This window comes from Tumebacillus avium (assembly GCF_002162355.1).
GTDB lineage: Bacteria > Bacillota > Bacilli > Tumebacillales > Tumebacillaceae > Tumebacillus_A > Tumebacillus_A avium.
On record NZ_CP021434.1, the window covers coordinates 138,356 to 159,791 of the forward strand.

Genomic DNA, 21,436 nt, shown 5'->3' on the forward strand with positions numbered 1-21,436 from the left:
CCGGGCCCTTCAGCCTGCTTACCAGTATACCCAATTTTTACACACCAAGATCCCATCCTTCAACCAGATGACCGGATGGAAGTTTCACTTCCCCCGTGCCGACCTGCTGCGGATCAGAAAAATACGGCCGTTCCCAGATCTCAAATTGATACACGTCATAGACCGGCATCACCCGCACCTCATAGCGATGCTCAAACGGCATACTGACCGTAAACGTATCTTCGTTTGGCACCGCCTTGGTGACGTCGATCTCAAAATACGCCGAGATCACATCGGCGGGGATGGTTGGACTTGCTGACACCAGCGGCAGAAAATTGTCCCCGTCCGTTGTGGTGACGGTCATTTGACCGCGAAAGGACACCATGCCCAGCGGCTCAGTGCCATACTCCTTGCCCTGCAACCTCACGCTGCGCAGCTCGTAGCGGGTGAAATGCCAGTCGGCGTCCAGGTCGATTTGGTCCGGGTTCTGCAGAAATTCCGATTCGACGAGCTGAATCCGGTGCGGGTAGGTCTCGCCCGGCTTCAGCTCATACGGCGGAATCTCCACCTTGGCGTCTGAACGCGACTTTCCGATCACCGTGCTGTCTCCGTTTACATCGACGAGGCCGGTTTCGCCCGATCCGGTCGTGACGAAGTTGATCAGAATCGACAGCAAAAACAGCACGCCGATCACAGACATGGCCCACGCGACAGCTTTATTTTTCATCCGGTTGCTCCTCTGCCCCTTTTCCCATATTGTAGCACAGGAACTTGGCAAATTCTGCATTCAGCTGCTGGCAGTGCACCTTCTGCTCCGGCTCCAGAATGTTGCGTCCGGGGCGGGCGTTGACGTCGAGCAGCCAGACTTTGCTGTCTTCGTCGATGCCGAGGTCGAGCCCGAGGCTGGCCAGATGCGGATGTTTGGCGGCGTAGGCGGAACAGATCTCTTGTGACAGCCGGATCACGTCGCGCCGCCGCGGCAGTTCGATGTCGTTGTTCCGCGCCCAATTCTTCAGCCATTCCCAAGAGTGCACCGAGCCTCCTGCATGGTAGTTGGAGACGATCGACTTCGGGCTGCCCCGCTTGACGATCAAGCCGACCAGCACCCACTCGCCCGCTGCATTGCGCTGCAGATGGGTGCGCAGGTCGATCTTGCCATCGCCGATCCAGAGCAGTTCACACCCGGCCTGCAAAATGTAGCGCAGACGCTTCTGCTCCTTTTTCACGAACTCCAGCATCTCCGCTTCGGCCAGCTCTTTAGTGAAATAGCGTTTGTCTTTGCCATATTTGACGGCGCTGACCTTGTAGCGGCCTGCGTCCGTTTGTCGAATTTCCACGATGCCTTGTCCGGCGCTGCCAAGCACCGGCTTGAGATAGACCGACTTATGGCGCAAAAGCAGGTCGGTCACCTGCGCAGGGTCGGTGAGCGGCAAGGTCTCCGGGTGGTGCTTCCACAGCTGCGGGTAGCTGCGCAGCCAGTCGGCCAGCTCGGTTTTGTTGCCGAGGCGGGGGTTGAACAGCGGAATCTGCCTGGCTGCAAAATAGTTCCGCACCCGGTTGATCGCGCGGGTGTGGCTGAGATGCACATAGACGTTTTCATACACCACATCGGGCAGCGGGCAACTGACGCGCCGCCAGATTTTTGTTTCCTGTTCTGCACTGTCAGCTTTTCGGTAACACACCCAACCGTGCACACGCTTTCGTTTCGTATCGAGATCTTCCGGGCGGAAGAGACAGGTCGTCAGGCCAAGTTCGTACGCGCGCTGCTCAAGTTCCTGCCAGATCGCGCCGGGCTGGTACTGGGCCAGATTTCGTTTCGAGCGGTGCCGGTGGGCAACGGTCGTCGTGATGACGCCAAAGAGCGGGCGCTGTGCTGTCATAAGCTTCTCCCCCTTTTTGTCCACCTTTGTACCAATATATGAAAAAACCGGCAGGGGCGTTCTCCCTGCCGGTTGTCCTGTTACGGAACGAGATAGTATTTGATCTGGTCAATCGTGTAGCCGTATTTGGTGACCGACCCGTCGGTTGTAAAGTTCGACGTGATCGTGTCTCCGTCGATCAGCACCCAGTGGTCGGTGTAGGCGCCGCTGATTTTGGTCAGCGTGCTGCCCGCTTGGTCTTTGATGTTGATGTAGTCGTAGCCCGATTCGGTGTCGATCGTGGTATAGTGCAGACCGATCTTCAGCGCGCCGGGCTTGCTGACCATATGTGCCGTGCCGTTGTTGTAGTTGTTGGCGTACGGATGCGGCGTGTCAAAAGCGACCGCTTCATACAGCCACTGGCCGCCGGTCAGCGGTGCGGGCAAGTCGACACGGAGATGATAAGGCTGGGTGGTCGACCAGTCGGCATACGGGTCGACATGGATGTAGTACACCGCCCCGCTCAACCCGTTAAATGTGAACACTTCGGTTGTCGTGCCGCTGTTTTTCGACCAGCCGATCGTGCTGCCCGATGCGTCATACAGCTGCAGATCGAAGTTTTTCGGCAGGTTGCTCAAGGTCACTGTGACCTGCCCGCCGTCTTGGACGGTAAATTTGTACCAGTCCTCATCAGGCTGGGAGGTCGCGTAGGCCTGATAGGTCACGCCGCCTTGCAGCATGCCCCATGCTTTATCCCGCGTGTCATTCGGTTCATAAGCAAACAGTTCGGCCTGCGTCGGACCGCCGGACAGCGGATATTCCACTTTCAAGGCATACGGGTACGTGCTGGAGGAGTAGCTATAGTTTGGTTTGACTTGCACGTAATAGGTGTTGCCGGCGATCACATCAAACGTGTAGATGTCGTCTTTGGTGCCGCCGTTCGATGCATAGCCGATGGAGTTGCCCGCCGCATCCAGCACGGAGAAATCGAGATCGTAGGGCAGATTCGTCAGCGAGATGACTGCGGTGCCGGTGCCGCCCGGCGTGAATTTGTAGAAGTCCTGATCGCTGGACGATGTGGTGTACGCGCCATAGACCGTTCCGCTTTGCAGCGGGCCGTATGCTGCTGTGCGGGTATTGTTTGGCTCATAGATATTCGGGTCGCTCGAAGCGGTCGGCCCGGTCGTCGAGAAGTCGGCAAGCAGCGAATAAGGCTGGAGCGTCGAGAAATAGGAAGAGTTCGGCTGGACATCGATGTAATAGGTCATGTTTTGCACGGTCGAAAACGTGATCATCTCGTCACGTGTGCCTCCGTTGCGGGAGGAGCCGATCGTCTGATTGTACTCATCAAAAATCACGAGTTCATAATCATAAGGCAGATTGCCGAGCTGCACCGTCGCTTGTCCCATCACCGGCGATGTAAATTTATAAAAATCATGGTCGGTCGTCGAGGTGAGGTAACTATAGATCTTGCTGCCGCCGGTCAACGGGGTCGCTTCGGCTTTCGAGTTGTTCGGCTCGTAGACGTTGACATCGGACGGCGCCTGGTCGCCGGTCAGCGGATAGTCCGCTTGCAGGAGATAGGAGTCGGTCGTCGAGTAGTAGAGGGGCTTGACATGGATGTAGTACGTGCGCCCGGAAGTGACGGCAAAAGTAACCACATCTTCTGTCGTGCTGCCGTTGCTGGAATGGGCGATCTCTTGGCCGTCCTCTCCATAGATGTAGAGGTCATAATCGAACGGCAGCGAACTGAGCATCACCGTCGCCTGGCCGATCGCCGGTGCGGTGAACTGGTAGTAATCATCATCACTGTGCTCCGAGATGTACGCTTCATAGGCAACGCCGCTTTGCAGCGGGCCGTAAGCTTCGGTCAGCGTGTTGTTCGGCTCGAAGACGAACGGTGTGGTGTCAGTGCCAGTGCTGCTGTCATACGGCTGGCCGATACCTGTCGCCGCCCACGCGTTCGTCACGGCGATTACTTCCGGCGAATCTTCTCCATACAGGTCGATCGCCGCTTGCAGTGTGGCGTTGCGCGCATCGAGAAACTGGGAAGAGGAGACCAGGTACTGGGTCAGCGCCCGGTACCAGACTTGCGCCGCTTCATCGACCGTCACGCCTTCTGAAGTGACGAAGTTGTAAAACGCTTTGTTCGGAATGCCCGAGTTGGTGTGCACTCCCCCGTTGTCAGAAGTTGTATTTACGTATTGGCTCATGTGTGCCGGCTGGCCATACAAGGCCGGGTCGGCCATCGAACGGGTCGCATCGCCGTCGACGCCCGGTGTGTACACATCTTCGCCGAGCAGCCAGTTGCTGTCCCCTTGCACCAGATTGCCAAACACGTCGGCAAACGATTCGTTGAGCGCCCCGGACTGGTCCTGATAATTGAGGCCGGCCGTCGTCTCGATCACGCCGTGCGTGTATTCGTGCGCCACGATGTCGAGCGCTCCCGACAGCGGCAGATATTGCGTGCCGTCCGCATCGCCAAAGACAAGCTGCGTGCCGTTCCAAAATGCGTTCACATAGTCCTGGCCGAAATTGACGACCGACCGAATGCTGCTGCCTTGGTTATCGTACGAGTTGCGTCCAAAATGAGTCCAAAAATAATCATACGTGCGCCCTGCATAAAAGTGTGCATCCACGCCGGATGCCGTCTCGCTCCAGACGTTGTCCGCGTCGGACAGCACCGTGCCCGGCAGCGTTTCGGTGTTCCCGGCCGTAAACGTTTCGATCACACCGCCGGTCGCATTCATCGGCTTGGTCAAGTCGCGCAGCAGGAAGCCGTCTGTCACCGACTCGGTGTAGATCGTCTTTTCATCCTGCAGCACGCCCGTCCCGCTGCCTGTCGCGCTGGCATGGGCGATCCGGTTGATGCTGCGCGTGATGGAGCCGTCATGCGCGTTGACAAACACATCCTGGTAGAAGGGCGCTTCTGCTTTCAGCGTGGAGAGGGTCACCACATAGACCAGGCTGTATTTTTCTTCTGCGCTGCCAGCGATGAACAGCTCCGCTTTTTCCAACGCCATCGCGGTGCTGTCGGTGAGGCCAAGATGCTTTTTTGCGGCGGTGATCGCAGCCGCTGCGCTCAGCTTGGCGCGGGTGCTGACGCCTTTGATTTTCACTTGCGGATCGTAATACCCGTTGACCGAGGTCATGTCACCGGCGTTGTTCGCATGCACGATCAGCTCTTGTCCGTAGACGGGCACGCCTTTGTACACTTGGCGGTACTTGTACATCTCCCCCAGCTTGTCGGTTGTCTCCTGCACCAACGCCAATTCGTCCTGCGGGGAATTCATCTTGAACTGGCCGCGGTGCAGGCCCAGCGCGGTCAAAACATCGCCGGAATTTCGCACTGGACGCTCCGACAGCTTGCCGGTCAGGAAGCTCGGCACCCCTTTGGCATCGTTCATCATGATCGATTTCGTCATCTGATCAGCCGACTGCGCGCTGACCGGAGCGCCGGACATCGCCGTTGTCAGGAACATCGAGGACACAACGGCAAGCGCAAGACACTTGTTTGCTTTCATCACTAAACCACCTTTTATTGGAATTTATTCATAATCAACCCTATATTAAAGCATATTGCTAGAAAATAGAAGACAGAATTAAAAAACCACCCGGACGCATTTGCGTGCCAGGTGGTTTTTGCCAAGCAGTTTAGTTGCCGATGATCGGATCAACGGTCGTGGTTGCACTTGCGCCAAACAGCGGTGCGGTGCTGAAGTAGGCAACTTGGTCGACCGAGTAGCCCCAGCCGGTTACCGAGTAGTCGGTGGTCAGGGTCGAGGAGATCTTGTCGCCGTCGACGATCGCCCAGAATGCTGCTTTGGTGCCGCTGTAGGTAAAGATGACGTTGCCGTTTTTGTCTTTGATCGTCACTTTGTCGTAGCCCGATTCCGTTTCAAAACGGGAGAAGTGCAGAGCTACTTGTTGAGCGCCGGTCTTGGTGTAGGAATGTGCTGCATAGGTGGTGGAGTTGCTGTACGGATGCGGCGTGTTGAACGCCAGCGTCTCGTAGTACCACTGGCCGGTCGTCGGCGTGCCCGACGTCGGGTAGGTCGCTTTCAGCGCGTAGGCAACCGAGTTGCTCATCGCGCCGTTGTAGCCAACCACTTTCACGTAGTAGGTGCCGCTTGCCGTCGAGTTGTAGGAGATCGACTCGTTCGACGTGCCGCTGTTCCAGGACTTCGCCACTTCGGTGCCTGCGGAGTTGTACAGGTACAGGTCATAGTCGCCCGGCAGGTTGGTCAGGGTTACCGCGATCGTGCCGGTAGCGCCGGTGTTAAACTTGAACCAGTCTTGGTCGGCCGTCGTGGTGAGCTTGCCGTTGTAGACGGTGCCGGACGTGATCGGGCCGTATGCGGCCGTGCGGGAATCGTTCGGCTCATACGCGTCACCGGTGTTCGGTGCGCCAACGCCGACAGAGTTCCACGCGTTGTTCACAGCGGTCACTTCTGCAGAGCTTGCGCCAAACAGGTCGGTCGCCGCTTGCACGGTCGCGTTTTTCGCGTCGATGAACTGCGAGTTGGAGGTCAGGTATTGCGTCAGTGCGCGGTACCAGACTTTGCCTGCGTTGTCGCGGGTGATGCCGCTGGTGGTGACAAAGTTATAAAACGCTTTGTTCGGAATGCCGGAGTTGGTGTGCACGCCGCCGTTGTCGCTGGAGGTGTTCACGTATTGATCCATGTGCGACGGATCGCCGTATTGCGACGGGTTGGACATCGAGCGCAGCGCGTCGTTGGCAATGCCCGGCGTGTAGATGTCTTCGCCGACCAGCCAGAGGTTGTCCGATTTGTTTTCGATCAGGTTGCCCAGCACGTCCGACCAGGACTCGTTGAGCGCGCCAGACTGGTAGGAGTAGACGAGGTTTGCCGTGCGTTCGGTCACCCCGTGGGTGATCTCATGGCCAACAACGTCCAGCGCTGCGGAGAAGGCGACAAATTCGCTGCCATCGCCGTCGCCGTACACCATCTGCGTGCCGTCCCAGAAAGCGTTGACATAGTTCTGGCCATAGTGGACGGTCGATTTCATCGTGCCGCCAACGCCGTCATACGAGTTGCGGTTGTGCTTGTTGTAGTAGTAGTCATAGACCACGCCGGAGTGGTAGTGCGCGTCCACTGCAGCCGGGTCGGTCCAGTTGTTGTCCGCATCGGTCATCAGCGTGCCCGGGTAGGACGAACCGTAGTTGGCGGTGTACGTTTCGATCTTGCCGCCGGTCGAGTACATCGGCTTGCTGACATCGCGCATGTAGTAGCCGCCCGAGTAGGAGTCGGTGTTCAGGGAGCGGGTCGCGCCGTTGACGCCTTTGCCGGTGCCGACTGCGTGAGCATGAGCAGACTTGTTCAGCTTGTCGACCACTTTGCCGGTTTGCGCGTCTACAAACACATCCCAGTACGCCGGCTCTGCGCCTTCCGTTGTGGAGAGCGTCACCAGGTAGACGAGATGGTATTTGCCGTTTTTCGCTTGATAGAAATACTTGTCGCCTTTGGCGATGCTAAATTGTTGGATGCCGGAAAGACCGGTGTCAGCTTTGGCAGCGGAGATCGCTTCATCCACGCTGAGCTTTTCTTTCGCTTTCACGTCGGAGCGCTTCACTTCCGGGTCGTAGTAGCCGTTGATCGAGGAGACCACGCCGTTTTTGTCAGCGTGCACGATCAACTCGTTGCCGAAGACCGGAATGCCTTGGAAGGACTGTTGGAACTTGAACATCTTGGTGCCAAGCTCATCTTGGGACGAGGTGAGCAGGCTCAGTTCGCCGGCAGCCGAATCCATGTCGAAGAGAGACTTGTTCTCTTCCAGGAACGCCACAGCGTCATTTGCGTTGCTCAGTTTCTGATCGGACAGCTTGCCGGCCACGAAAGTCGGAACGCCTTTTTTCTCGTTCCAGGTGACCTGCTCAGGCGCGATTTTGGACAGCGCCTGCACTTGCTTGGCCTTTTTGTCGATCGCATTGTCTTTGCTGACCGGTGTTGCCGAGGCATTGCCTGCAGCCAAGGTCAGTACCATGGTGGACAGGACGGCGAACGCCGTCACTTTGTTTATCCGGGACATTTAAATGACCCCCCTCTTTTTGTCTGTAGAAATTTAAGAACTATTCTTTCTAGTAAAAATAATACAACAATTGCGCCACCCTGTAAACAGTCAAAGATAAATAGTTACTAAATTAAAACGACAAGATTCGTTACTATTCGTCGAAAAAAAAGAAAAGCCCCTTAAAAGGAAAGGGGCTTTCGGGTTAGAACGGCATGCGGTTGAGCCACTGTCCGCCGTCCATCGTGATCGTGTCGCCGTTGATATATTCCGCTTGCGGCGAGAGCAGGAAGTAGGCGAGGTTGGCGATTTCGTCGACGCGGCCGAGGCGGCCAAGCGGAACCGATTTCAGCGTCGCTTTGTGCATGTCTTCAGACAGGAACAATTTTTCCGCACCGCCCGTTTCGGCGATCGGGCCCGGCGCGATGGCATTGACGCGGATGCCGTAGCGGCTGCCCCATTCCACAGCCAGCGTCCGGGTCAGCGACTGCACGCCCGCTTTTGCTGCTGCCGAGTGGGCCACACCGGCGCCTGCTGTCCAGGCGTAGGTGGCAAGCATGTTCAGAATGCTGCCTTGCTGCCCGTTTTCGATCCACTCCTTGCCGACCGCCTGCGAGCAGTAGAACGTGCCGTTGAGCACGATGTTGATCACCGAGTTCCAGGCATTGATCGACATCTTTTCGGCCGGGACGATAAAGTTGCCCGCCGCGTTGTTGACGAGAAAATCAATTTTGCCAAAAGCGGCCTTGGTCTCCTCGACCATCTTTTGCACCAGTTCCGGGTCGCGCACGTCCATCTCAACGGTCAGCACCTGCCCGCCGCCAAGAGAGACGATCTCCCCCTTCGCCGCTTCCAGCTTCTCTTTCGTGCGGCCGGTGATGACGACGTTCATGCCTTCTTGCGCGAACTTTTTCGCCATCGCTTTGCCCATGCCGCTGCTGCCGCCTGTGACGATGACCACCTTGTCTTTCACGGAAATTCCTCCTTGGGAGCATTCTTTTTATACTGACTAGTTCGACTAAAAAACGCAAAAACCTCTCCCGCATCGGGAGAGGTTATGTTTGGCGCCGCGCAATTATTTCTCCAATTCTATTTATCGAGCCGTGCCGAGACGGTGCGCAGCATGCTCTGCACGTTGGCGATATCGCCCGACGTGAAGTACAGCGGATGCTTCCCGTTGTTGACCGCATAGGCGGCCGTCACGCCGGCCGCGTCGCCAAGCACGGCGAGGTTGGGCAACACGCGCAGCTCCGACCATGAGTAGGAGGAGACGCCGGTCGCATAGCCGGGCAGGAGCAGGTTGGCCACGTAGTTGGTCGTGATCGCGTTGTACGGCAGGTAGACCGGATTCGAAGCACCGCCGGTCCAGCCGCCGAGGTCGGGTCGGAGTTGCAAAGAGACGGCCGAGCCGAGGATCCACTGTCCGGCCGTATTGCGCAGGTCGGTGTATTCATACGCATTGATATCCGGCCAGTAAAAACCAAGCCCGATGCGGGTCGCGTAGTTGGCGGTGTCCGTTCCGGTCGTCGGCGAACTGCCCGCGCCAACCGACTCGGTGGCGGCGACTTCGTAGTTGTTGTTTTCCGTGCCGTTGCCGCGAATCGCCGCGTTGATCGCGTTGTGAATCGTTTCCCGGATGTAAAGGATGTTCCCGACAACCGGGTTGCCGGCAGCATCTTTGACCAGTTGAATCCCGCCAAAGCCCGGGAACTGGCGCAAAGCGCTAAGAAACTCCGGCGTGTCGCGGATGAAGTTGCGCGCCTGCACCCACGCCGTGTCGACATCGCGGTAATCGGTGCGCATGTCGGTCGGGAAACGCCACGAGTTGCGGTCGCGGTCATGCGCCCGTCCGTCGACGTTAAAGACGAGCAGGCAGTTCATCCACCATTCGGCAGAGTTGGTGCCGTTTTGCGCCACGTTCATCGACTTGATCAGGTAGCCCTGCGGTCCGTATTTCGCGTTAAATGCCGTCACGACCGGGTTGTTGGCATAGGTCGAGCCGCCGCCCCAGTAGCCCCAGGTGCCGTCCGCGTCTTTGACAAAATTGCCGTCGGTGACCGGCTGTGACGGCGCGACGCCGGTCACTTTGAACATCAGGGTCGCCGCCTGCTGACGCCCGCGTCCGGTCGGCCCCTGCTCATCGGTGTCCAGGTACTGTGCCGGCCAGTCGTAGCGGCCGGTCGTGCCGCCGAAGTTGGCGAGACGGGCGAGGCGCCCTTCGTCAGACGCGTCGATAAAGACCGTGCCGGTGATGTTGTGGGTGATGCCGCCATAGCGCACATATCCGGTCGTCTCATCGCGGTAGATGTTGCGCACCGTCAAGTTGGTGATGCGAAACGGGCTGGTCGCGTAGCTGTAGTTCTCCACGTCGAACGCCCAGAGGAACTTCACGTTTGGATATTTCGCCAAATCGTTATACATCTGGTTGTGCATCGCATCGGTGTTATAAAACTGTCCGTGCTGCGAGAACCACCAGGCGAACGTCCCCTGCGTGGCAAGGCCGTTGGTGTACCCTTTGGTATCCATGTAGTTCTGCCCGCCCGACGTGCCCGTTCCGCCGAGCATCCCCGCCACGTCATTGACGATGACCAGAATCTGTTTCCCCGGCACAAAATACCCGGCTTTTGCCGCGGCAGCCACTCCGGCAAATGTACCGCCATAGATGACAATATCGTATGTGTAATCTGCCAATCGTCTCGCACCTCTTCCCTTAAACTTATGTCGCTCCTACCTTATTCAGGCTGGGCGCAGGGAAGTGCAAGTCCGCCTTGTCCTTTTTTTACATAGAAGAGAGCAACATGGCGATTCCTCCGCCAAACAGCGAAGCGGCGAGGTTGACCAGATCGTTTGACAGAACCGGCAAGCCGCGATGCAGCGCCGTTTGCTGCCCGCAATGCTCGCGCCGCTCCGTCTCTTTGCCGCAGACGGTGCACTTGAACATCGCCTGCAAGGTCGCGCCCAGCAGCGAGTCGAACAGCGACCCGGCCAGACCCGACACCCCGCCGATCAGCAGCAGTTCCCCGAAGCTCATCGGCTGCCCCGTGACGAAGGTCAGCAGCCAAGCCGAAGCGCCGATAAACAGCCCGCCGAAGAGCGAAGCGAGCAGCCCAAGCCCCGACACGCCGCCTGAAGTGCCCGGCGCCACCGGTTTCAAGTTCAGCAAAAAGCGCGGCGGCCGCTTGCTCAGCCCGCCGACTTCGGTCGCCCAGGTGTCGCTGTTCACCGTCGCCATCACGCCGAGAAACGCCCACCACCACAGCGGATGCGGCCAGACCCAGGCCAGCAGGCAGAGCAGCACGCCAAGCCCTCCGTTGGCCAAGACCTGTCCGGCATCGCGGCGGCCGGTCTTTTCATAGTTGGCTTCCAGCTCCGCCTTGGCTTTGCCCTTCCATTTCGTGAGCAAGGTCGAGGACAGGAAAAACAAGATCAGCGTGCCAAACCACGGCAAACTGCCCGCCCCGTACAGCACCGTCCCCACAAACACGGCAGCCAATGCGCCGGACAGCGTCAACGATCTTTTTTGATAAGCTAAAAAAGCGATCAGTGCGCTCCCGAAACATCCGAAAATCCAATCCATTCCGTACGCTCCTTACAGTCAGATTTGAATCATTATACACTAATTTTATTACCTAAAAAATATTGAAAGAGTGACTTAAATTTGGTAGACTATGTGCTAGAGAAACCAACCTGTCAGCTGGCGATAATTCGATAATTCTTCGCGAGTAAAGATAACTCTTCCGTAATGTGGAATCCTCAGGTATAGTGGAAGAAAGGGAGGGAATGCCTCATGAATTCGAACATCTTGCGCTATGTACAAGAAGCGAAAGAAAACTTTGACCGAACGGTAGACTGCAAACACACCGCTTTTGATGACCTCTATCCGTTCATGCTGGAAGACCCAAACTTCTTTTGGTACAAGCGTCATGCAGCCTGGTCGCGCTTGTTGATGACCATCGAGATCGCGGAACGTGAAGGCATGGAATGGCGCGAGCTGTTCAAACCCCTTCAGCAAGCGATGATCTCCAACAAAGTCTTAAACCGCAAAGTGCTCGACTACTGGCTCGAACCGAGCATCTCAGAAGTCGTCGAATCCGAATAGCCTTATCCCACACAAACAAGCCCGCTTCCACTTCGGAAGCGGGCTTTTCGCAGTTCTACCCTTTGACCGTCACCGTGACCGCTTGTTTGCCGAGCAGTTCCCAGCGAGATTCGAACAGATCGCGGGGGTACTGTTCGGTCTGCCCCGTGTCCGGATCGTTGATGAACACATGCTCATCATCATACCCGATCATCAGCATGCAGTGCTGCGGCGAGATCCAGCGGATCTCCGTGCCGTCTTCGTCTTGCCAGACGTCCGTCTCGCGCCCTTCGCGCAGCTTGATCGTCGCCCAGACGATGACCGGTCGCCCATCGTCCAGAGCGCGGTACACGTCATTCATCGTCCCGCCGCTGAGATCGGCTGCGCGTCCGGGCAGATACTGTTCCAAAAGCGCTGCGACCGGCCCGTGGAACACGCCGTAGCTCTCCTGCGTAAACGGATCGCCAACAAAGCCTTTGTTCGGATTGCCTCCATACAGCTTCCCGTCCACCGCATGCGGCAGCGGCACTTTCGGCAAGGCGATGGCGACGTCTGTGTTCTTCACGTCCACCCCGGCCCAGTTCAACAGCATCGTCATCGCCGTCGCTTCACACCCGGTGGGCAGCACCGGATATTGATAAATCACCGGAATCCCTTTGATCACATTCCCCATTTCACTCTCTCCCTTGCAGCCAATCGGGCGATTAGCAGTACTGCCCGTGCTCGTCGATGCCGATCGGGAAATACGGCAGTTTGGAGACGATGCGGTACAGCGTGTCATGCCGCTCCGCCAGCCAGTCGACCGTAAAATCCTTCGGGTTGGCATGCGTCATGCCGTTGAAGAATTCGACTACGTCCTTTGCTGTCAACTGTGCCTCTTCCTGCACCATCGCCGCGTCTTCGCTGCCTTCTTCCAGTTCCTCTTCGATGTCCATCGCTTCAAACTGAGCGTTCAGCTTGTCGCAGGCGATCCAGTATTTGCGAAACACCGCGATCACGCGCCCGGCGAATGCAACCGGCTGCCAGGCTTCGGTCATCCATTTTTCCAATTCCTCTTCGCTGGCAAATTCCGCCCGGTTGCGATCCCGAATGCGCTCGCGGCGCCCTTCCTCATCGGCCACCGCTTGTCCCAGCTCGGTCGTATAGCTTTCAAACAGTTCTCTGTACGGATTCATATAAAATAGCCCCTTCCTCAGCAGCAAAACTCCATCACTTCATCTTTGTCCAATTCTACGCTTTTTATGAAAAACGTGCCAGAGCAAAACAAACGCCCTGCAGGTCAGCAGGGCGTTATCTGGTATATTTCCATAGCCTCGATCCACCCGGCCCCGCGTCATTGAAATCGGCGGTGATTCTTCTTTCCGTCGTGGGTGAAGACCACGCCCCGGCCGTCGAGGACGGTTTCCAGGTGGACGGTGCGGCCCCAGAGGTTGTGGACGTGGGGCAGCGTTTTTTCGAGATATTTGACATCGAGCTCCGTACCGTCAAAATTGTGCTTGATATACAGCTCGCCATTTTTCAGATAATCGCCGTCCTGCACGTTCAGCACCGGGAACCCGCCGTTGACGCGGGAGGCACAGAGCATGTCGCGCACTTTCTCCCAGTCTTTCTCGACGATCTTCCACTCATTGCCGACCTTTTGGTACAGGTAGAGGTCCATCTCATCACACAGCTCTTTGGTCAGGTAGTTGCGCAGGAACGACGAGTCCGACTCAAACTCGCGGATCTCCCACATCGCATCCCGGCCAAATCTTTTCTCAATATCCTCCCACATCTTCAAGCCGACATGGTACGGGTTGAGCGACGTGCGCGACGGCATGATGACACCGGCGTTCATTTTGGCAAACTCCACCGTTTCCCCTTCATCGAGGTCGAGCTCGCGCATGATCCGCAGATGCCAATACGTCGCCCAGCCTTCGTTCATGATCTTCGTCTCCAACTGCGGCCAGAAATACAGCATCTCCTCGCGCATCACCGTCAAAATGTCGCGCTGCCAGTCTTGCAGATGTTTGGCATGCTCCATGATAAACAGCATCAGATCCTTCTCCGGCTCGGCGGGAAAACGCGGGGCAGGTTTCGGCTGATCTGCCGTTTTCGGCGCTCCGATCGCAAAGATGTCCGCATACGGATCGACCCTTTCCTCGCTTTGCGGGGTCGGCGGCGAAGCGTTTTTCTGGCGGATGCTGCGCCCGACCATCGTCGGGTCGACGTGTTCCTGAATCGCCAGCGCCGAGTCGATAAACTCCTCCACCGCCAGCTTCCCGTGTTCGATCTCATACTGCCGCATCCGTTCTGCCGACGCTGCCATCGAGTCGACCATGAAGCGCGACGAGTTGCGGAAGCGGGCGTTGTGTTTGAAAAAGTCGCAGTGTCCGAGCACGTGCGCCACGATCAGCTTGTTTTGCAACAGCGTGTTGCTGTCCAGCAAAAACGCGTAGCACGGGTCGGAGTTGATCACCAGCTCATAGATCTTCGACAGGCCGAAGTCATATTGCATTTTCATCCGGTGAAATGCTTTCCCGAAGCTCCAGTGGCTGAAGCGGGTCGGCATCCCGTACGCGCCAAACGTGTAGATGATGTCGCTTGGGCAGATCTCATAGCGCATGTCGTAAAAATCCAGCCCGAAATCGCGGGCGATCATCGTGACTTCTTCGATCGCGTCTTCCAACTGTTTGATGTCGTCTTTGTTCACCTCTTGCCCCTCCTTTTCTACGAGGCCCGGATGACGTCGGCCGTGAAAAACGTGGTCAGGGCTTTGTAGACTTCGCTCTTCTCGCGGATCAGGACGTTTTTGAATTTCGGGTCGGTCAGGTTTTTGAACGCGCTCATCAGCGTGGAGCTTCTGTTATACTGGTTGACCTCGCCATAGCCAAAAATATTCGAGATCTCCATCAACTGCTTGACGAGGCGCAGGCATTTTTCATTGTCGGAGCTCAAGTTGTCGCCGTCAGAAAAATGGAACGGGTAGATGTTGAACTTGTCGGGCGGATAATTTTTGTGGATCAGGTCGAGCGCGAGGTTGTAGGCGGAGGAGCAGATCGTGCCGCCGCTTTCCCCTTTGGTGAAAAATTCGTGCTCGGTGACCACTTTTGCTTCGGTGTGGTGGGCGATGTACTGGATGTCGACATGCTCGTATTTGGTGCGCAAAAAGCGGGTCATCCAGAAGAAGAAGGAACGGGCGATGTATTTCTCAAACTGGCCCATCGAGCCGGAAGTGTCCATCATCGCCAGCACCACCGCCTGCGAGTGCGGGACTTCGATCTCCTCCCACGTCTTGTAGCGCAGATCGTCCGGGTGGATGCCGCCATGCAGGCCCTGCTTGCCGGACAAGGCGTTTCGGCGCACCGCTTCGATCAGCGTGCGGCGTTTGTCGATGTTGCCGCTGAGCCCTTTTTTGCGGATGTCGTTAAAGCGGATGTCCTGCGTTTTGATATCGTCGAGCGTCTTGCGCTGCAGGTTGGGCAGTTCGAGGTCTTTGAACAGCATCGTCTCGATCTCGTCGAGCGACACTTCCGCCTCGTAGTAGTCGACGCCAGGCTGCTCGCCGGCGCCTTCCCCTTTGCCAGGGCCTTTCTGCTGGGCGCCGCCGCTCGGGTCTTTGCCCAGCACATCGCCGACCGACGAAGAGCCGTCGCCTTGTCCGCCATGCTGGCCTTTGTTGTAGTTGTAGCGGAACTTGTATTCATCGAGCGAGCGGATCGGCACTTTGATGATCTGCCGTCCGTTTTGCATGATGATGCTTTCGTCGGTGACGAGGTCGGCGAGGTTCTTTTTGATCGCGTCCCGCACCTTTTCCTGGTGGCGCAACTGGTCCTGATACCCTTTGCGATGCAGGGACCAATCATCTTTGGAAACGACGAAGTTCGGCTGGTGAACCATTCGCGCTCCCTCCCTTTCTGGTGTTTTCAAAAGCTGAGATTTGGAAAAGGGACAGGTGCGTGCGCCGTCCTGTCCCCTGGGTCGATCGGTTGGTTATCGGTTCAGCAGGCTGCCGGTGTAGCGGAGCAGTTCGTTCGCGCAGACCGGGCAGTAGCCGTGTTCGTCGATCAGCTGTTTCGTCACTTCGTTGATCTTCTTCAGTTGCAGCTCATCTGGCGTTTTCGAAGAGGTGGTGATCTTCACGACATCTTTGAGGTCGGAGAACAGCTTCTTCTCGATCGCTTCCCGCAGGCGTTCGTGCGAGTTGTACTCGAACTTCTTGCCGCGGCGGGCGTAGGTGGAGATGCGGATCAGGATCTCTTCGCGGAACGCCTTTTTCGCGTTTTCGGAGATGCCGATCTGCTCCTCGATCGAACGCATCAGGCGCTCATCGGGATCGACCTCTTCGCCGGTGATCGGGTCTTTGATCTTCTGCCAGTTGCAGTACGCTTCGACGTTGTCGAGATAGTTTTCGAGCAGCGTTTTCGCCGACTCCTCGTAGGAGTAGACGAACGCCTTTTGCACTTCTTTTTTGGCGAGCTCGTCGTACTCTTTGCGGGCGATGGCGATGAAGTTCATCAGCCGGTCTTTGTCTTCTTTGGAGATCGAAGCGTGCTGGTCGAGCCCTTCCTTGATCGCGCGCAGCACGTCGAGCGCGTTGATGCAGTTGGTGTCGCGGCGGATCAGCGCCGACGAGATACGGTTGATCACGTAGCGCGGGTCGATGCCGGACATCCCTTCATCGTGGGACTCGTTCTTCAACTCCTGGATGTCTTTTTCCTTGTAGCCTTCGACGGCAGCCCCGTCGTACAGCTTGAGCTTCTTGAGCAGATCCATGCCCTGCTTTTTCGACTCTTTGAGGCGGGTCAGGATCGAGAAGATCGACGCCGTCTGCAGCGCGTGCGGCGAGATGTGCACGTGGCGCATGTCAGACTGCTGGACCAGCTTTTCGTAAATTTTGACTTCATCGCTGACTCGCAGATTGTACGGGATCGGCATGACGATCATCCGCGACTGCAGCGCTTCGTTTTTCTTGTTGGAGATAAACGTTTTGTACTCCGTTTCGTTGGTGTGGGCGACGATCATTTCATCAGCGGAGATAAGCGCAAAACGCCCCGCCTTGAAGTTGCCTTCCTGGGTCAGCGAGAGCAGGTGCCAAAGGAATTTCTCGTCGCATTTCAGCATCTCCTGGAATTCCATCAGGCCGCGGTTGGCTTTGTTCAGCTCGCCGTCGAACTTGTAGGCGCGCGGGTCGGACTCGGAGCCGTACTCGGCGATCGTCGAGAAGTCGATCGAGCCGGTCAGATCGGCGATGTCCTGCGACTTCGGATCGGACGGCGAGAAGGTGCCGATGCCGACGCGCTCGTCTTCGGAGAGCACGATCCGCTCGACTTGCACATCCTCGATGCGGCCGCCGTACTCGCCGGTCAGCCGCATGCGGCAGGACGGGCAGAGGTTGCCTTCGATGCGGACGCCAAATTCCTGCTCAAAGTCGGTGCGCAGCTCATTGGGGATCAGGTGCAAAGGATCTTCGTGCATCGGGCAGCCTTTGATCGCGTACAGTGCGCCCTCATCGGTGCGGGAGTAGCGCTCCAGCCCCTTTTTGAGCATCGTCACGATCGTCGACTTCCCGCCGGAGACCGGTCCCATCAGCAGGAGAATCCGCTTGCGCACATCCAGACGCCGTGCCGCCGAGTGGAAATACTCCTCGACGAGACGTTCGAGCGACGCGTCCAAGCCGTAGATTTCACCTGAGAAAAAGTGGTATTTTTTACGTCCGTTTTCATCTGTCGTGATTCCCTCGGAGGCGATCATGTTGTAGATGCGGGAATGAGCCGTCTGTGCAACGAGAGGCTGTTGTCTCACGATATCCAGGTAGTCAACGAACGTCCCTTCCCATCGCAATTGTTCCTCTTGAGCCCGATACGCGTTCAACCGGTTCAGCAGGTCCATGTTCACTTCATCCTCCTTTTTTAGTCGGGCCCGTGCCCAACTGTTCCGCTGGGTCCCTGTAGTTTTCATAAGGATATTCGGACAAATGCTTGCCCTATGACTGTAGGAGGTAAATATTCTGAATATTAGGTGAATAAGAGGTGCAGTACTGTGGCGTTCGTAATCTATATCTATGCAAGCCCGTTTGAACTGTTGCGTCCTTGGGTAAATTGAAATGAGGCGGTTTCTCTGCTATGATGTTAGGAGTGGTTATTAGTACTTACTTCTAAGTGGGTGAATGTTCATGCGCAAAAGCAAGATGAGCCTGATCTTCCAGGCTGCCATCGATGTGTTCTCCGAAAAAGGGTTTGACAAAGCGACGATGGATGATATCGCGGCGCGCGCGAACGTCGCAAAAGGCACGATCTACTATCATTTTAAAAGCAAGGAAGAGCTCTTCCTTTTCCTCGTGGAAGAAGGCGTCGAAGTGCTGCGCGACGGTGTGGAGTCGAAGCTGATGCCTGAACTGTCCCCGACGGAAAAATTGGAGTTAATCGTGCGTGAACAGATCAACTTTTTTGGACAATACCGCGATTTCTGCGTGATTCTGCTCCGTGAAACCTGGGGCGGCGAAGAACGTCAGCTGGAGTTCCGGAAGATGATCCGCTCGTATATGTATCTGATTGAACAAGTGATTCAGCAAGGGATCGAAGCGGGTGAATTCCACCCCGTCAATGCGGAAAATGCCGGTTCGGGCATCTTCGGCATGATCGCGATCTCCGCCCTGCACATTTTGCTTGGCCAAAACGCTTATGATGAAGAAGCGTTGTTCCAAGATATGAAACGCATGGTCTTTTCGGGAGTTGTGAAATAAAAAACGCCTCTGCACCCATCCGGTGCAGAGGCGTTTTTGTTTAGCCTGCCAACTGGTCTTTTTCGTGCAGGTCACGCACGCGCAAGGTGCGGCGGGTGGTGAGGATATGCACGAGCAGAACACCGACGAGCAGGCCGCCGAGGATCGCCAGGTCGCGCAGGACGCGGGCCTGATCGCCGATCGAGATGATCGAGCGCAGTCCTTCGACGCCGTAGGTCATCGGCAGGAAGCTGTGCAGGGTCTGGAAGAACTGCGGCACCAGTTCGATCGGGAACGTGCCGCCGCTCGAAGTCAGCTGCAGGATCAGGAGCAGGATGGCGACGAAGCGCCCCGCTCCGGAGCCGAGCCGTGCGATCAACAGCCCGATGATCGCGATCGAAGTCAGCGAGATCAGGATGTTGAACAGGTAAAACTCGGTCAGGTGCAACACCTTCAGCCCCAGCACTTGCGTCAGGAAGCAGGAGACGACCACCGCCTGCACGATGCCGATCACGCCAAGCGCGGAGAACTTGCCGAGCACCAGCGACGGCGTGGAGACCGGGGACAGCGTCCAGCGGTACTCCTGCATCGAGAGGATGAAATACAGCATCAACGCTCCGACCCACAGCGAGAGCGGGATAAAATAGGAAGCGAAGCCCATGCCGTAGGTCGGCACTTCATGCAGCGGCTGCCACTGTGCTTCCAGCGGGTCGGCCATGATCGCTGCCTTTTGATCGGGATTCTTGATCGTCGATTCGGACGTGGCGCGGGTCAGCTCGTTGGCCAGCGTCTTGTTGCCGTCGGCCAGCTCCTGCGAGCCGTCGGCGAGCTTCGTGCTGCCGCTGACCAGTTTGCTCGACCCGTCCGCCACTTTTCCGCTGCCGGTTGCCAGCTCCGCCGAAGAGGACGCCAGCGTCGCCGAGCCGGTTTTCAGATCGCCAAGACCTGTGTTCAGTTGGCTGGCACCCTGGGAAAGTTCGGTGCCGCCTTTGGCGAGTCCTTGCGCGCCGTTGCGGAGGGCCTGTTGTCCATCTGCGATCTGCTGCAGGGCACCAACCGCTTGCTGCAGACCGGCTTTGGAGTTTTCAACGCCGCTGGCGCTGTCGCCAAGCCCTTTCGCTACTGCGGCAACTTTGCCCAGCGCAACCTGATAGGCCGGATCTTGCTCCATGCCGTATTGTTTGCCGAGATAAGCAAGCGACTGTTGCACCGTCCATTGTCTGGGGTCGGCCGAAGCAGGCTGCCCTGCAGCAGTGCCGAGCGTACCTTGCATCTGGGCAAGGCCCGCTTGCAACTGACCGGTCTTTGGCAAAGAGGCCTGCAGACCGGACTGCACTTGGTTCACTCCCGCAGATGTTTTGTCGAGGCCGGCAACCAATTGCCCCGAACCGTCCGCCAGCTTCTTTGCACCATCGGCGATACCCGCCGAACCGGTGTAGGCCTTGTTGATCCCGGCTGCGATTTTGCCGGCACCGTCGGCGAGTTGGGCGCTGCCGTCGGCGATCTGGTGTGTGTAGCCATCCAATTCTTTGGTGCCGCTGGCGAGCTCGCGATTGCCGGTGGCGAGATCGGCCGCACCGTCGGCGAGCTTGTTTGCGCCGTCGGCCGCTTTGCTGATCCCATTGCCGGCATCGCCGATCACGTCGAAGATGCCTTTGAAATACTCTTCACTGAACGTGTTGCCCGTCTTCTCGCGCAGTTCCGTCTCCAGGCGCGCGGTGATCGTCGAAGCGATGTAGTTTTTGCCTTCGTTCGGAGTGAACAGCAGCTGGGCACGATGCGGATCATCCCCTTCCACCGAATTCACATCATCCGAAAAAGACGGCGGGATCGTCATCGTCAAATAATAGCGATCCCCTTCCAACCCTTCCTGTGCCGTCTTGGCATCGACCACTTCGAAGCCGAATTTCCTGTCCCTTAACAGCTCATCGACCAGCTCCTGCCCGTATTCGCCGCGGTCTTGATTGACGACGGCGACCGGAAACTGGTCAAGCTGCTTGTACGGGTCCCAGAACGCGTACAGGTACAGCCCGCTGTATAACAGCGGAATGATCATCCCGACGACCACCGCCGCCCGCCCGATGCGCGAGCGCAGCAGCCGGCGAAACTCCGTGCGGAAAATCCAAAACACATTCACGGCCTCCACACCTCCCCATTTGGCAACGCCGCCACCAGATCGCAGCGGTCTGCCACCTGCTGCAGCACCGTCGTCAGCAGCACCGTGCTGCCGCCGTCACTCAACTTGCGCAGATCCTCATACGCGATCTCCCACTCATCATTGGTCAGCCCCCGCTCCGGCTCGTCGATCAGCACCAGCGGCGGCCGATGCACCAGCGCTGTGGCCAGTCCCGTCCGGAACTGCTCCAGATGCGGCACATCCTTGACCCGGTATTTGCGCACGTCTTCCAGCTGATACTCGCGCAGCAACTCCTGCACCCGGTCTTTCGCTTTGCGCACGTGGTGCAGACGAGCCTGAAACAGCAGGTGCTCTTCCACCGTCAGCGTGTCAAACAGCGGCGACAGATCGGTGATCGGCCCCAGCCCGACCCGCTTTTTATCCGGTTTCTGCCCGTCGATGCGCACATCGCCTTTCGTCGGCAGCAGATGCCCGGAAGCCAGCAGCAGCACGCTCGACTTCCCCGTGCGCGACGGACCGTAAATCGCGCCGATCTGCCCGTCCTCCAAACTGAAGCTCAGGTCGTGGTAGATCTGGTGCCGCCCGTAGCTCAGTTCCACGCTTTGAAACAAAACGCCCGACATCGCGTTCGCCTCCTCACTCTTTATCTCAAA

General features: G+C 57.3%; 16 protein-coding genes. 2 read left to right on the forward strand and 14 right to left on the reverse strand.

The window, feature by feature from the left end; genetic code table 11:
* Nucleotides 1–37 precede the first annotated feature (37 nt).
* The 7 genes from CBW65_RS00770 to CBW65_RS00800 form a co-directional block, all read right to left on the reverse strand.
* The gene (locus CBW65_RS00770; protein WP_087455127.1) at nt 38–706 is read right to left on the reverse strand and encodes a hypothetical protein; all 669 of its coding nucleotides are present in this window, start codon (nt 704–706) and stop codon (nt 38–40) included.
* Nucleotides 696–1,859: a YheC/YheD family endospore coat-associated protein gene (locus CBW65_RS00775; protein WP_087455128.1), complete on the reverse strand. Its 1,164-nt coding sequence runs from the start codon at nt 1,857–1,859 to the stop codon at nt 696–698. Before CBW65_RS00775 ends, CBW65_RS00770 begins: the two co-directional genes overlap by 11 nt.
* A gap of 80 nt (nt 1,860–1,939) precedes the next feature.
* A complete protein-coding gene (locus CBW65_RS00780; protein ID WP_087455129.1) occupies nt 1,940–5,362 on the reverse strand; it encodes a M4 family metallopeptidase in 3,423 nt (1,140 codons plus the stop codon).
* Between the two features lie 130 nt (nt 5,363–5,492).
* Nucleotides 5,493–7,886, reverse strand: coding sequence for a M4 family metallopeptidase (locus CBW65_RS00785; RefSeq protein ID WP_087455130.1), 2,394 nt, complete (start codon nt 7,884–7,886; stop codon nt 5,493–5,495).
* 184 nt (nt 7,887–8,070) lie between these two features.
* Nucleotides 8,071–8,838: a 2,4-dienoyl-CoA reductase gene (gene fadH, locus CBW65_RS00790; RefSeq protein ID WP_087455131.1), complete on the reverse strand. Its 768-nt coding sequence runs from the start codon at nt 8,836–8,838 to the stop codon at nt 8,071–8,073.
* 116 nt (nt 8,839–8,954) lie between these two features.
* Nucleotides 8,955–10,556, reverse strand: coding sequence for an FAD-dependent oxidoreductase (locus tag CBW65_RS00795; protein WP_087455132.1), 1,602 nt, complete (start codon nt 10,554–10,556; stop codon nt 8,955–8,957).
* An 88-nt stretch (nt 10,557–10,644) separates the two neighbouring features.
* Nucleotides 10,645–11,442 carry a DUF92 domain-containing protein gene (locus CBW65_RS00800; protein ID WP_087455133.1) on the reverse strand — a complete coding sequence of 266 codons (798 nt, stop codon included), beginning with the start codon at nt 11,440–11,442 and terminating at the stop codon, nt 10,645–10,647.
* 210 nt (nt 11,443–11,652) lie between these two features.
* Here CBW65_RS00800 and CBW65_RS00805 point away from each other — a divergent pair, with 210 nt between their 5' ends.
* Nucleotides 11,653–11,964 (forward strand): zinc ribbon-containing protein, encoded by a 312-nt coding sequence (locus CBW65_RS00805; protein ID WP_087455134.1) that lies wholly within the window; start codon nt 11,653–11,655, stop codon nt 11,962–11,964.
* 55 nt (nt 11,965–12,019) lie between these two features.
* Here CBW65_RS00805 and CBW65_RS00810 read toward each other — a convergent pair whose 3' ends face one another.
* The 5 genes from CBW65_RS00810 to CBW65_RS00830 form a co-directional block, all read right to left on the reverse strand.
* Nucleotides 12,020–12,616 (reverse strand): C39 family peptidase, encoded by a 597-nt coding sequence (locus CBW65_RS00810; protein ID WP_157721685.1) that lies wholly within the window; start codon nt 12,614–12,616, stop codon nt 12,020–12,022.
* A gap of 31 nt (nt 12,617–12,647) precedes the next feature.
* Nucleotides 12,648–13,118: a hypothetical protein gene (locus CBW65_RS00815; RefSeq protein ID WP_087455136.1), complete on the reverse strand. Its 471-nt coding sequence runs from the start codon at nt 13,116–13,118 to the stop codon at nt 12,648–12,650.
* A gap of 158 nt (nt 13,119–13,276) precedes the next feature.
* On the reverse strand, nt 13,277–14,635 hold the full coding sequence (locus CBW65_RS00820; RefSeq protein WP_087455137.1) for a SpoVR family protein: 1,359 nt from the start codon (nt 14,633–14,635) through the stop codon (nt 13,277–13,279).
* A 17-nt stretch (nt 14,636–14,652) separates the two neighbouring features.
* Complete coding sequence (gene yhbH, locus CBW65_RS00825; protein WP_087455138.1) at nt 14,653–15,822, reverse strand: sporulation protein YhbH; 1,170 nt, start codon at nt 15,820–15,822, stop codon at nt 14,653–14,655.
* A gap of 93 nt (nt 15,823–15,915) precedes the next feature.
* On the reverse strand, nt 15,916–17,814 hold the full coding sequence (locus tag CBW65_RS00830) for a PrkA family serine protein kinase (RefSeq protein ID WP_087455139.1): 1,899 nt from the start codon (nt 17,812–17,814) through the stop codon (nt 15,916–15,918).
* 283 nt (nt 17,815–18,097) lie between these two features.
* On the opposite strand from CBW65_RS00830, the gene CBW65_RS00835 reads away from it, so the two are divergent.
* The gene (locus tag CBW65_RS00835; protein WP_198299719.1) at nt 18,098–18,667 is read left to right on the forward strand and encodes a TetR/AcrR family transcriptional regulator; all 570 of its coding nucleotides are present in this window, start codon (nt 18,098–18,100) and stop codon (nt 18,665–18,667) included.
* Between the two features lie 40 nt (nt 18,668–18,707).
* Here CBW65_RS00835 and CBW65_RS00840 read toward each other — a convergent pair whose 3' ends face one another.
* Both CBW65_RS00840 and CBW65_RS00845 read right to left on the reverse strand, forming a co-directional pair.
* The gene (locus CBW65_RS00840) at nt 18,708–20,783 is read right to left on the reverse strand and encodes a YhgE/Pip domain-containing protein (RefSeq protein WP_157721686.1); all 2,076 of its coding nucleotides are present in this window, start codon (nt 20,781–20,783) and stop codon (nt 18,708–18,710) included.
* The gene (locus CBW65_RS00845; protein WP_087455142.1) at nt 20,780–21,406 is read right to left on the reverse strand and encodes an ATP-binding cassette domain-containing protein; all 627 of its coding nucleotides are present in this window, start codon (nt 21,404–21,406) and stop codon (nt 20,780–20,782) included. Before CBW65_RS00845 ends, CBW65_RS00840 begins: the two co-directional genes overlap by 4 nt.
* Nucleotides 21,407–21,436: the final 30 nt, after the last annotated feature.